The sequence below is a fragment of the Haloferax prahovense genome (assembly GCF_000723845.1).
GTDB classification, from domain to species: Archaea; Halobacteriota; Halobacteria; order Halobacteriales; family Haloferacaceae; genus Haloferax; species Haloferax prahovense.
Genome location: NZ_LK053002.1, coordinates 1 through 12,623, shown reverse-complemented (window position 1 = coordinate 12,623; position 12,623 = coordinate 1). Strand labels below are relative to the sequence as shown.

Annotated in this window: 10 protein-coding genes; 7 read left to right on the top strand and 3 right to left on the bottom strand. The window is 67.4% G+C overall.

From position 1 onward, the window contains the following. Positions 1 to 80 precede the first annotated feature (80 nt). Positions 81 to 1,337, top strand: coding sequence for an ABC transporter substrate-binding protein (locus tag BN984_RS17070; protein ID WP_049968847.1), 1,257 nt, complete (start codon positions 81 to 83; stop codon positions 1,335 to 1,337). A gap of 89 nt (positions 1,338 to 1,426) precedes the next feature. On the opposite strand, the gene BN984_RS19850 is transcribed toward BN984_RS17070, so the two are convergent. The 3 genes from BN984_RS19850 to BN984_RS17060 form a co-directional block, all read right to left on the bottom strand. Continuing rightward, the gene (locus BN984_RS19850) at positions 1,427 to 1,570 is read right to left on the bottom strand and encodes an HVO_A0556 family zinc finger protein (protein WP_007276288.1); all 144 of its coding nucleotides are present in this window, start codon (positions 1,568 to 1,570) and stop codon (positions 1,427 to 1,429) included. Between the two features lie 265 nt (positions 1,571 to 1,835). Further along, on the bottom strand, positions 1,836 to 2,492 hold the full coding sequence (locus BN984_RS17065) for a lactate utilization protein (RefSeq protein ID WP_008093971.1): 657 nt from the start codon (positions 2,490 to 2,492) through the stop codon (positions 1,836 to 1,838). Positions 2,493 to 2,638: 146 nt separating this feature from the next. Beyond that, on the bottom strand, positions 2,639 to 4,204 hold the full coding sequence (locus BN984_RS17060) for a cobyric acid synthase (protein ID WP_049968846.1): 1,566 nt from the start codon (positions 4,202 to 4,204) through the stop codon (positions 2,639 to 2,641). A gap of 195 nt (positions 4,205 to 4,399) precedes the next feature. On the opposite strand from BN984_RS17060, the gene BN984_RS17055 reads away from it, so the two are divergent. The 6 genes from BN984_RS17055 to BN984_RS17030 all read left to right on the top strand — a co-directional run. Next, positions 4,400 to 6,016 (top strand): long-chain-fatty-acid--CoA ligase, encoded by a 1,617-nt coding sequence (locus tag BN984_RS17055; protein WP_049968845.1) that lies wholly within the window; start codon positions 4,400 to 4,402, stop codon positions 6,014 to 6,016. Between the two features lie 129 nt (positions 6,017 to 6,145). Next, positions 6,146 to 8,848, top strand: coding sequence for a PAS domain-containing protein (locus BN984_RS17050; RefSeq protein WP_008093967.1), 2,703 nt, complete (start codon positions 6,146 to 6,148; stop codon positions 8,846 to 8,848). Beyond that, positions 8,845 to 9,219: a response regulator transcription factor gene (locus tag BN984_RS17045; RefSeq protein WP_008093966.1), complete on the top strand. Its 375-nt coding sequence runs from the start codon at positions 8,845 to 8,847 to the stop codon at positions 9,217 to 9,219. The genes BN984_RS17050 and BN984_RS17045 overlap by 4 nt, the downstream gene beginning before the upstream one ends. Before the next feature lie 34 nt (positions 9,220 to 9,253). Then, entirely contained in the window at positions 9,254 to 10,420 is a 1,167-nt protein-coding gene (locus BN984_RS17040; RefSeq protein WP_049968844.1) for a poly-gamma-glutamate biosynthesis protein PgsC/CapC, read from the top strand. Beyond that, positions 10,417 to 12,054, top strand: coding sequence for a folylpolyglutamate synthase/dihydrofolate synthase family protein (locus BN984_RS17035; RefSeq protein ID WP_081909254.1), 1,638 nt, complete (start codon positions 10,417 to 10,419; stop codon positions 12,052 to 12,054). Before BN984_RS17040 ends, BN984_RS17035 begins: the two co-directional genes overlap by 4 nt. 183 nt (positions 12,055 to 12,237) lie before the next feature. Beyond that, positions 12,238 to 12,623: DoxX family membrane protein (locus tag BN984_RS17030; protein WP_049968843.1), on the top strand; the 386-nt coding region annotated here is incomplete at its 3' end.

Below are 12,623 nucleotides of genomic sequence, written 5' to 3'. Positions count from 1 at the left end.
CGCCTAATACATATAGGCGTACCGATTTAGGCCGACCGAAATTCCGAAACGGATTTATCCGTTTGGAATTGGCTAAAGCCATGGACCAAGACCTCGTCGACCGGGCGGCGCGCACGCGCCGAGCGTACCTCAAGGGCGGCGGCGCGCTTCTCGCTGGCGGCTTGCTGGCCGGCTGTGCCGGGCAGAACGACGCGGAATCAGCGACGGACGCGACCGAGACGGCCGCAGCGACGGAACCCACGACCGAAGCGTCTACCGAGGCAGAGACCGAGGCCGAACAGGCCGGGTACACGGTGTCGATGTCGCCCGCCGGCGACGTGACGTTCGAGTCGGTTCCGGCGGACGTGATGGTGTACAACCTCGTTTACGCCGACGCGGCGGTCGCCTTCGGCCACGGCGACGCGGTGAACTCTCTTGGCTTCGACAGCGACGCCGGCGGCCGGACGCTCGACGCCTACTACGAGCGCCTCGACGGCGTCTCGTTCGACCGGAGCGAGCTCGCGCAACTCAACTCCGGGTCCGGGAGCGTCAACATCGACAAGGAACTCGTCTACGAACTGGACTCCGACCTCCACCTCGTCGACCCGGCGCTCGTGACCAGCTTCGACGGCTGGGACCAGTCGGACGTCGAGGAGATTCGGGAGCAGGTCGGCCCGTGGTTCGGCAACGCCTACAGCCGCACGCACGCCCAACCGCCCGAGCCGTACGCCGCCGACTACCAGTACTACACGCTCTGGGAACTCGTGGAGAACGTCGGGCAGGTGTTCCAAGAGGAAGACCGCTACGCGGCGCTCGAGTCGGTCCACAGCGACCTCCTCGACACGATTCAATCGGACCTCCCGCCCGAGTCGGAGCGCCCGTCCGTCGGCGTCGTCATCTACATGGACGAGACATTCTACCCCTCGAAAATCAACGTTCCCGGCTTCGCGACCTCGCACGTCCGTCCGCTCGGCGTCACCGACGCCTTCGCCGCCGGCGACGTGACGTTCGAGACCTCCTACGACTTCGAGACGATGCTGGAAATCGACCCCGACGTGTTGCTCCACAGCTACGGTATCGACTCGTACTACGACGTGGCGTCGACTCGCGAGACCCTCGAAGACCACCCCGTCGGGAGCGAACTCAGCGCGGTCCAGAACGACCGCGTCTTCCCCTCGGGCACGCCGGTACAGGGGCCGATTATGAACCTGTTCCAGACCGAGATGACCGCCAAGCAGCTCTACCCCGACCGCTTCGGCGCGTGGCCGGAGTACACCGGTGGTGCGTATCCCGAGATTCCCGAAGACGAACAACTGTTCGACCGCGAGCGCGTCGCCGACATCATCAACGGGAACTGAGAACTGAGCCGACCGGCTTTCACCGGCCGCTTCTCTCGCCACCCGGCGCTGGCGGGTGTTTGTCCGACCCGCTCGGCCCGCTCAGGCGCTTACCAGAGCTGGACCGCCGGCGTCCCGCAGTCGTCGCAGACGATGGCGTCGTTGTCTTTGTAGCTCCCCGTCACGAGGTCGCCGTCGCAGTAGGTGCAGTCCTCTTCGTCGAACGAATCGAGCAGGTACGCGGATTCGGGCATATCCGACGATTCGGCTCCAGTCGTAAGAACATTTCTCCGGTTCGATATATCGCGGTCCGTGACGCTCCCGAGAACTGTTCGGTTCGAACCGTCGTTTCGTCGGCGACGGGGCGCGGCTCACGACGTGGGACCGCAAAACGTGGGTTCCGGAGGAACGGTGGTGGGATGCCCGGTGAGGTGGTGGTGGTGATGGTGATGGATTGTCCGGGCGCAGGAAGCTCCCCGGAGGAGCGTGGGAACGTGTCGAGGGGGAGGCGAGTCGGACTTAGTAGCCCAGTTGCTCGCGGATGAGGACGACGGTGGTGCGGCCCTCTTCGACTTCCTGCCGGAAGATGAGTTGCTTCGCAATCATCGACTCGACGCCGTAGGCCTCCTTCGCGCGCTCGTTCTCGAGGGGGTACGCGACGGATTCGAGGCGGTCGAGCGCGTCGTCGAGCGTCGGCACGATTTTGTTGACGCCGCTGACGATGACGACGTTGCTGGCGGCGAAGGGGTACGCGCCGATGCGACTGCCCGAGAGGTCCGCGGCGACGAGTTCGCCCGTCTGCGCGATGGCGTTGATGCCGCCGAGGAAGTAGTCGGCCGTCTGGGACTCGCGGCGGGCGGCCTGTCGCTCCGCGTCGTCGTCGATGCTCCATATCTGGTCCGGCAGGCTCTCCCACTCGTGGTCGCCCTCGCTCAGGTAGTCGTCGAACCCGACTTCTTCGAGGGTCGTCGAGTGGCCGTTCATGACGGAGACGCCCGCGGGGATGTGCGACTGCAGGGTTTCGAGCGCTTCGTCGGCCGTATCGACGACGACGACGTCGAACCCGTTCGCTTCGAGGTTCTCGACGGTCGCTTCGACGACCTCGTCGTCGGGGAGTTGGTCGAGTTCGGCGTCGATATCGGCGTCGTCTGCGTAGTCAGATTTCTGCTGAGACATGTGTGAGTGTGGTAGTGGAGTCGGTGGATGCTCCGACGCCCGAGTGTAGCGCCTAACGGATGTTAAACGCTCGCTGACGGCGGTGTAAGGTGGTTACAGGCGTGTTACCGCCCCTGCTGTGACGGGTCGTGGTTTCGGTCACTCCGCTACTCCAGTCCGAGCGCGTCGCAGAGCGCCGCCACGTCGAGGTTGTCGGCGACGAGCGCGGCGGCGCGGTCGTAGGGGTCGCCCGACGCGCCGGCGTCCGCGTCGGCCTCGGGCGTTCCCGCTGTCCGCGCTCGTTTTCCCCCTGTCGCGCCCGCCGCGCTCGTCGCCGGACGGTCGCGCCCGGCCGACTCGTACACGGCGTCCACGAACGCGTTTCGCGACGAGTCGTTGGCGAATAGGTCGTGAATGTACGTCCCCGCGACCCGTCCGAGCGCCGCGCCGTCGCCCGAAACCGGGGCCGCGTCGCCGACGATGCGGCTGTCGCCCATGTGTATCTCGTAGCCGTCGATAGTCCCCACCGCGCCGGCCAAGGGTCCCGCGCCGTCGAACTCGACGGAGACGGGTTCGACCCGCTTGTCGCGGGAAAAGCGTGTGACTATCGGCAGGAGGCCGAACCCGTCGACCGTCTCGTCGTCCCCCGTGCCCTCGATGTCGGCATTCTCGATGGTCTCGCCGAGCAGTTGGTAGCCGCCGCAGATGCCGACGACCGGGCCGTCGAAGGCGGCGAGTTCGTCGCCGAAGCCGGCGTCGCGGAGCGCGAGCAGGTCGTCGACCGTGTTCTTGCTGCCGGGGAGGACCACCCCGTCGATGCCGTCGAGCGTCGCGTCGAGCGGGAGGTAGGCGACCCGGACGCCGGGCGTCTCGGCCAGCGGGCCGAAGTCCGTGGCGTTCGAGATGCGCGGGAGTCGCGGCACGCCGATTGTGACGGCGCGCTCGGCCGCGACGCCGTCGTCGTCGCCGACGGTGGCGCGCTCGCCTTCCGCGGGGAGCGCGAGGCTGTCTTCCTCCGGGAGACCGGGGTCGTCGTAGGGAAGCACACCGAGGACGGGCACGCCGGTCCGCTCCTCGATTTCGTCGAGCCCCGGTTCGAGGAGGCTCGGGTCGCCGCGGAACTTCGTGATGACCGCGCCGACGACCCGCTCGCGCACGTCCTCGGGGAGCAGTTCGAGCGTTCCCAGCAGGCTGGCGAAGACCCCACCGCGCTCGATGTCGGCCGCGATGAGGATGTCGGCGTCGGCGAAGCGGGCGGTCTCGATGTTCGCCAAGTCGCGGTCGTGGAGGTTTATCTCGGCGATGGAGCCGGCCCCCTCGGCGACGACCACGTCCGCCTCGGTCGCCAGCCGACGATGCGATTCGACCGCCGCCTTGCGGGCGTCCTCCCAGTGGGTCGCGTAGTAGTCGCCCGCGGCGTTGAGGCCGACTGCCCGGCCGTGGACCACCAGTTGCGACGTGCCGTCACCGTGGGGCTTGAGCAGGACCGGGTTGTGGTCGGTCGTCGGCGCGACCCGCGCGGCGCGGGCCTGCACGTACTGCGAGACGCCGATTTCGCCGAAGTCGTCGCCGTCGGCGGTCGCGACCGCGCGGGCGTTGTTGCTCATGTTCTGCGCCTTGAACGGCGCGACCGAGAGGCCGCGGTCGGCGAACAGGCGACAGAGCCCGGCCGCGACGGTGCTCTTGCCCACGTGGCTCGCGGTCCCCGCGACGAGGAGGGTCGGCGTCGTCATCTGCCGGGAGTCAGGGCCGCGCGGTTCAAAGGTGTTCGTTTCGGCGGCGCGAAGGGAAGTTCGAACCTCCTCCAGTGAAGGGTCAAAACCGCTCGCCGACGACGTCCCCCGCCATACTGTGGTGGTCACGTCGATTCTGTGAAATGTTGCCGGAAGTGGTGCGTTTAGTTCGCTCGCCCGCTCGGTCTATCATGAATGAAGAAACAGTTACTCGTGACGGACTTTCTCGACCGGGCCCGGACGTACTACGGCGATTACGAGGCTGTCGTCGGCGTCGACGGGGAGCGCTTCACCTACGCGGAGTTCGGCGAGCGGGTGGACAGGTTTTCGGCGGCGCTCCAATCCCGCGGCGTCGAGAAGGGCGACCGAATCGCGGTGCTCGACCCCAACACGCACTGCCACCTCGAGGCGGCCTTCGGCGCGATGCAGTGCGGCGCGCTCCACGTCCCGTTGAACTACCGGCTCACGACCGAGGACTACGAGTACCTGCTTTCGGACTCCGGCGCGAGCGTGGTCTACGCCGACTACCAGTACGCGGGGAAAATAGAGGCCGTCCGCGACGACGTGCCCGCCGAGGTGTTCGTGACGAACGACCCCGCCGCCGTCGACGGCGACTGGCTCGACTTCGAGGCGTTCCTCGACGAGGCCGACGCCGACGACTACGAGCGCCCCGAGATGTCCGAGGACGAACTCATCACCATCAACTACACCTCGGGCACGACCGGCGACCCGAAGGGCGTCTGCCGCACCCACCGCACCGAGTCGCTCCACGCCCAACTGGTGACGATTCACCACCACATCTCGGACGACGACGTCTACCTCTGGACGCTCCCGATGTTCCACGTCAACGGCTGGGGCCACATCTACGCCGTCACCGGCCGCGGCGCGAAACACGTCTGCACCCGCGGGGTCGACGCCGAGCAGGTGTTCGACGCCATCCGCGACGAGGACGTGTCCTTTTTCTGCTGCGCGCCGACGGTGCTGTCGATTCTGCGGGAGTACGCCGAGGAACACGACCCCGCGTACGCCGGCGACAACCCGGTCCGCGTGACCGCCGCCGGCAGCGCCGCGCCGAGCGCGACGATTCGCCACACCGAATCCGAGTTCGACTGGGAGTTCACCCAACTCTACGGCGCGACCGAGACCGGCCCGCTCATCGCCACCTCGGACGCGAACCGCCTCATCCCCGACGAGGGCGGCCTGCGCTTCTCGCTCAAACAGCGGCAGGGCGTCGCCCCGCTCGGGACCGACCTGCGCGTCGTCGACGAGGACGGCGAACAGGTCCCGCGCGACGACGCTACCATCGGCGAGGTGGTCGTCCGCGGCAATCAGGTGATGGAGAAGTACTGGAACAAGCCCGACGAGACCCACGACGCCTTCAACGACCGCCTCGAAGGCTGGTATCACACCGGCGACCTCGCGGTCGTCAACGAAGACGGCATGATAGCGATTCAGGACCGTAAGAAGGACATCATCATCTCCGGCGGCGAGAACATCTCCTCGGTCGAACTGGAGGACACGCTGTTCGACCACGACGCCGTCGGCGACGTGGCGGTCATCCCCGCGCCGTCCGAGAAGTGGGGCGAGACGCCGAAGGCGTTCGTCGTCCCCGCGAACGGCGACGTGGAGAACCCCGGCATCACCGCCGAGGAGTTGGCCGAGTACACCCGCGACCGCCTCGCCGGCTACAAAGCCATCCGCGAGTTCGAGTTCGTCGAGGAGATTCCCAAGACGGCGACCGGCAAGATTCAGAAGTACGAACTCCGCAAGCGCGAGTGGGACGACGAAGAGCGGATGGTCGGACAGGGGTAGGCGGCGACCCGACGCCCCGGCGACCCCTGACTCGGCGGCCCGCGCGACCCGCTTCGACTCTCGTCTCCCGGTGAGTCGGCCGCTTCGCCCGCAAGATATTATTGGCTCACCGAGTATCTCGTATCTAACATGTCTTCTCCGAGTTCGGGAGGCACCTCCGCCGGCGCGATTCTCTACGTCACGGCTGACGGCGCTGCCTCCGGTGCGGTCGTCTCGGCGCTCCGGGACGCCTTCGAGCGCCCGGTCACGCGCGCCGAGAGCGTCGACGCCGTGCGGTCGGCGCTCGACGACCGCCCCGTCTCCTGTCTCGTCGCCGCCGCCGACCTCCCCGACGGACTCGAACTGGATGCGCTCGTCTCCCGCGACGGCTCTCACGCCGAGTTTCCGGTCGTCGTCTACGCCGCCGCGGGCGACGAAGCGTTCGCCGCTCGCGCCGTCTCGCTCGGCGTCGACGACTACCTGATCCGCGACGACGTCGACGACTCCCACGCGGAACTCGTCGCGTCGGTTCGGTCGCTCGTGGATCCGGACACCGGCGACTCCCGCCCCGGCACTCGGAGCCACCGCGTCATCGTCGAGGCGATGGAAGACGGCGCGTTCGTCCTCGACGACCGAAGTCGCGTCGAGTACGTGAACCCCATAATCGAGGAGATAACGGGGCGAGCCTCCGAGACGCTCCGCGGCGAGCAGTTCGAATCGCTCGTCGATGCCGGCCTGTTCCCCGCGGGCGAGTACGAGCGGTATCGCGACGCCGTCTCGCGGGTTCTCTCGGAGGGCACCACCGAACGCCTCGACGTTCGGTTCGTCGACGCCGAGGGCGACCCGCGGCTGTTCGAACTCCAGCTCTCCCCCGCCGCCGATGGCGAGAAGGTGACCGGCGTCGTCGGCATCCCGCGAGACGTGACCGACCGCGAGGTCGCCACCACCCAGCGGGGCGAACTGCTCGAACGCATGACGGACGCCTTCTTCGCCCTCGACACCGACTGGCGCTTCGTCTACTTCAACGACCGCGCGAAGACCATCTTCAGCGAGATTCGCGAGCCCGAACTCGGCGAGCGCATCTGGGACATGTACCCGTCGGTCGTCGACACCGAACTGTACGACAACTACCACGAGGCGATGCGGACCCAAGAGCCGGTGACGTTCGAGACCTACGCCGAGCAGCACGACAGCTGGTTCGAGGTCCGGGCGTACCCCTCGCCGTCGGGACTGTCGGTCTACTTCCGCGACGTGACGACGCGGAAGCGCTACCTCCATGCCCTCGAATCGACCAACCAGCGCCTCGAGACGCTGTTGCAGAACCTGCCGGTCATCCTCTCGGCGTTCGACTCCGAGGGCGTGTTCACCATGTCCGAAGGGGCCGGTCTGGAGTCGCTCGGCCGCGACCCCGGCGAGGTGGTCGGCCGGTCCGCCTTCGAACTGTACGACGACACGCCCGCGGCCACCGACGCCATCGCCCGCGGGCTGTCGGGCGAGGCGGTCGACACGCGAATAGAGTACCACGGCGCGGTCTACGACGTGTGGTACCGCCCCGTCTTCGACGACGACGGCGAGGTGTCGAAGCTCCTCGGCGTCGCCATCGACGTCACCGACCGCGCGCGGTTGGAGGACGGTCTCCGGTTGCTACAGGCGGTCACGAGGGACCTCATTCTCACCGAGAGCGTCGAGGAGGTCGCGGCGCTGGCGGTCGAGGCCGTCCCCGAACTCGTCCCCGACGCCGAGGCAGCCATCTGGCTCGCCGACGACGGCGAGGGACTGTCGCCGGCCGCTTCGACAGGCGACGGGTTCGAGTCGGCGGTTCGAACCGAGACCGTCCCGGGCGGCTCCGAGTCGGACGCGGTCACCCGAGTCGACTCCGCGGCCGTCGATGACCGACTCCTTCCCCCCGAGTCGGACGCGGCGTCTGCCCTCCGCGTCCCGCTCGGGAGCCACGGTCTCCTCGTCGTCTCGACCGACGCCGACGCGTTCCTCGACGTGGACGTGGACCTGTTCGAACTCTTCGGCTCGACGGTCGCCACCGCGCTCTCGGGAACGGTCCGCGAACAGGAACTCCGCAACCGCGAGGCGGACCTCGCCGCGGCCAACGAGCGACTCGACGATTTCGTCTCTATCGTCGCCCACGACCTCCGAAACCCGCTCGCGGTCGCCACCGGCTACCTCGACCTCGGGATTGAGTCGGGCGAGCGGGCGCACCTCGAACGCGCCGCCAACGCGGTCGAGCGGATGTCCGAACTGGTCGAGGAGGTGCTCGACCTCGCTCGCCAGCGGACGCCCGTGGTCGACGCCAAATCCGTCGACCTCGCCCGCGTCGTCGACCACGCGTGGCGCTTCGTCGACACCGGCGACGCGACGCTCGTCCGCGGGGAACTGTTCGTCGTCGAGGGCGACGACGGCCGCCTGCTCAGGCTCTTCGAGAACCTCTTTCGGAATGCTGTCGAGCACGGCTCGACAGACCGCCGGGATTCTCCCGGCGACGCTGTCGAACATGGTTCTACAGGCAGTCGGATTCCATCCGACGACGCCGTCGAACACGCCGAACCGCCGGACGACCCGCTTGCCGTCCGCGTCGGCGCGCTCGACGACCGAATCGGGTTCTACGTCGAGGACAACGGCGGCGGAATCCCCGAAGAAATCCGCGAACGCGTTTTCGACCACGGCTACACCACGACGCCGCGGGGCACCGGCTACGGCCTCGCCATCGTCCGCGACATCGCCGACGCACACGGCTGGTCCGTCTCGCTCGCCGAGTCGGTCGAGGGTGGTGCGCGGTTCGAGTTCGTGACGCCGTCGGGGCGGTCGACGGCGACTGATTCCGAGGAACCAGACGAATGACACACACGATACTCATTGCCGAAGACGACGAACCGATGCGACAGATGATAGTCGAGACGCTCTCGGCGTACGACGTGGTGCCCGTCGAGGACGGCGAGGCCGCGTGGGCGTATCTGACCGACGACGACGCGCCGGACCCCGCCCTCGCCATCTTCGACGTGATGATGCCCGAACTCGACGGGTTCGGGACGCTCGAACGACTTCGCGGGGCGGACGACGACGACCTCGCGTCGCTCCCTGTCGTCGTTCTCACCTCCCGCGGGCGCGAGGCCGACGTGCTCCGGGCGCTCGACCTCGATGCTACCGACTTCGTGACCAAGCCCTTCAGACCGTTCGAACTGCGCGCCCGCGTCGAACGAATCCTCTCATGAGCCGACTACACGCTCGTAACCACGGTGTCTCGTCATGCTAATCGCCACTCTCGTCGCTGCGTTCGGCTTCCTCGTCGTCGCCGGCGTAACCCAACTGCGCGGCTACCGACTCGGCGGCACGATTACGCTTGGCGTGCTCGCCGTCTACACACTCAAGAACTTCGCGATGTTCCCGGTGTTCCTCCTGAGCACCCTGCTCGCGTACGTCGGGCTCGACTTCTTGAAGCGCCGGACACTCATTTACGGCCGCAGCGAACTCCTCGCGGCGATTCTCGTCGGGACGCTCATTCCGGTGACGCTGTTGGCGACGCTCTCTCAGTTCTCGGGGGACGTTCGAAACATTGCCTTCGTCGGCAGCATCCTTCCGGGGCTGGCTGCGTACAACTACCACCAGATGAAACCGGGCCACCGCCGGAACGACGCGCTCGCGACGCTCGTCGTCTTCGCCGGCCTCGTGGCCGTCGGCGCGGCGCTCGTTTCGCCGGGAATCGCGCGGGCCGTCGGTGGGCTCACGCCCGCGGTGCTGTTCAGCGAGACTTCCGAAATCGCGGTCCTCCGCGGTGCGGTCGTGCCCGGCTCGCCCGAGTCGTCGCTCATGCCTCGCCAGAGTCTCGTGTTCGTGCTCGTCGTCGGGATGCTCGCCGCCGAGTGGCTTCGCTCACAGTTCGACGTGCGGACCGGCGTCATCGCCGCCGCACTCGTGGCCGTGTTCACGGTCGAGAGCCGCTGGTTGTTCGTTCTCTACGTCGTCGTCGTCGCGCTGTCGTATCTCTGCATTACGACCGTCCACCGCCGGACGCTCCGGTACGGACGGGTGCTCCTCGGTACGGGGTCGGCGTTCGCCGTCGTCGTTACTCTCGGGTTCACCGTCTTGCTCCCCATCTCGCGCGGGCTCGCGGCGTTCTTCGTCGGCGTCGTCGCGGGCGTCATGGCGTACAACGCTCACGCGACCGCGCCGAAAGAGCGGCGACTCGTCGCCCCGCTCCAACTCGCCGTGTTCGTCCCGATGCTGCTTCTCGTCCGTGCGCTCGCAGCCCCCGGACCCAACGGCTTCCCGCAGACGCTGTCGGTGCCGGTGGTCACCGCCGGGGTCGTCGTCACGCTCGGCGCGTTCGCCTCCGCGTATGTCCAGACCGTGCGGCAACCGGACGACGACGCCGTGCTCTCGGCGTCGGTGCTCTCGGGAGGTGACGGCTCGTGAGCGACACCGCCTTCGAGGTCTACGGCCGCGGCTTCGGTTGGTGTTGGCGGCTCCGTGACGGGAGCGAACCGGTCGCCCACTGCGGGAGCCACTACGACCGCTCGAAAGACGCCCGGATGGCCGTCGACCGCGTCAGAAGCGCCGTCGGTGAGAGTGACACTGCGGCGACTTTCGCGGGACCGGCAGTTCGATCGGCCGCGTTTGTGACCGAGCGCTACCCCGACGCCGCCGGCGAGTACGCCGCCGACGGACACGACTGGGTTTGGCGACTGGAGACTGACGACGAGACGCTCGCACACAGCGCCCAGCAGTATCCCTCCGAGGACGCCGCCCGCGAGTCGATTACGCGGTTCGTCGCGGTCGCGAAGGGCGCACTCCCGGTGTTCATGGTCGGCGCGGAGCACGACTGGCAGGCCGACCCCGACCCGGTTCGGGTCGGCCTGCCGTCGATACGCGAACTGCTCTCGGAACTCTCCCGCGGCCGCCGCCACCGCGAAGCACTCGACCGCTTCGACACCCGAATCGTCGTCTCCGGGTCGCGCGGGAAGTCCTCGACGACCCGCCGTCTCGACGACGTGTTCAACCGCCGGGGCTACGACACGTTCACCAAGATAACGGGCAACTACCCCGTCATCATCCACAACGGCGAAGTCTACCCCATTTCGCGGCTCGGTCCGCGGACGACGCTCTACGAGAACATCAACGTCATCGGCGAGTTCGCCCCCGAACTCGACGCTTACGCCCCAGACGACATCGGCATCTTTGAGAATCAGGCGATTACCGAGTACACGACGGGGCTCGTCAACCGGACGTTCGTCGACCCCGACGTGCTCGTGTTGACCAACGTCCGAAACGACCACAACGACACGCTCGGTCGGCGACGACAGGACATCGCTCGGTCGCTCGCCCGGGCGGTCCCGGCGGACACCCACGTCATCAGCGGCGAGCAACACCCGGCCATTCACGACTACATGCGCGAGGAACTGGAACATCGCGGCGCGACCATCGAGCAGGTCGAGGTCCCGCCGCGCCACGCGGACCTCATCGGCGCGGAGACCGTCCACGCCATCGACGCCGTGTTGGAGTGGCTCGGCGAAGACCCGCTCCCGGCGGGCGAACTCGACGCCTACCTCGACGCGATGCAACCCGAATGGTCGCGCGTCCCCGGCGGCCGCGTCTACAACGCCGCCGAGGTCAACGACGTCGAGAGCACCGAACTCGTCCGCCGCGCGCTCACTGAGGACGACGAGCAAATCCTCCCGTTCGTCTACCTTCGTATCGACCGCCGGGGGCGGACGGCTTCGTTCGCCGAGTACGTGAACCTCCTCGCCGAGCGCGACTGCATCGACCGCGTCAGGGTCGGCGGCGCAGAGACCGGCGCGTTCGCCCGCGCCGTTGACGTGCCCACAACGCAACACACCCCCGACGACGACGCCGGCGTGGTCCTCGACGAGATGCTCGCCGAGGGCGACCCGGTCGTCCTGATGGGCAACACCGTCGACGACTTCATGCGCGACATGGAGGGCGCCATCGCCGAGCGAATCGTGGCGTACAGAGATACGACGGTCGCCGAGGGCGCGGACTCCGTGGCGGCGGTCCCGAGCCACACCGTGCTCGACTCGACCGACAGCTGAGTTTAGAGTTCGAACGACGACCGAACCGGACGGTATCGTGGCTCACACTTTCGATTTCGGTCGTTCTCGATTCCTTAGATTCGGAAATCACGCTCTCTTTATATGCTATGGGGGGTCGTCCGTCCACTTGTTAGGTGAAAGACAATGGCCGCTAACTCACAAATCGAGATGCTGGGGAACAGGATGGACTTCGACTACTCGCAGGGCGTCACGGGCTACGTGCTCGTGCTGACCCGCCTCATCACCGGTTACTGGTTCTTCCACGCCGGTGTGACGAAGCTCGGCGGCTTCAGCGCCGCGGGCTACCTCGCGAACGCCCCCGCCGCCTCGCCGCTGCAGGGCTTCTTCGCGTGGGCCGCCGCGACCCCGTGGCTCCTCGAGTTCACGAACTTCATGATTCCCGTCGGTGAGACGCTCATCGGTCTCGGGCTCATCGTGGGTGCACTCGTCCGGCTCGCCGCCTTCTTCGGCGGCGTCCTGATGGTGTTCTTCTACCTCGGGAACGCCGACTGGGCCCACGGCGTGGTCAACGGTGACCTGTTCGGGCTGATGATGTTCGCCATCGTCGG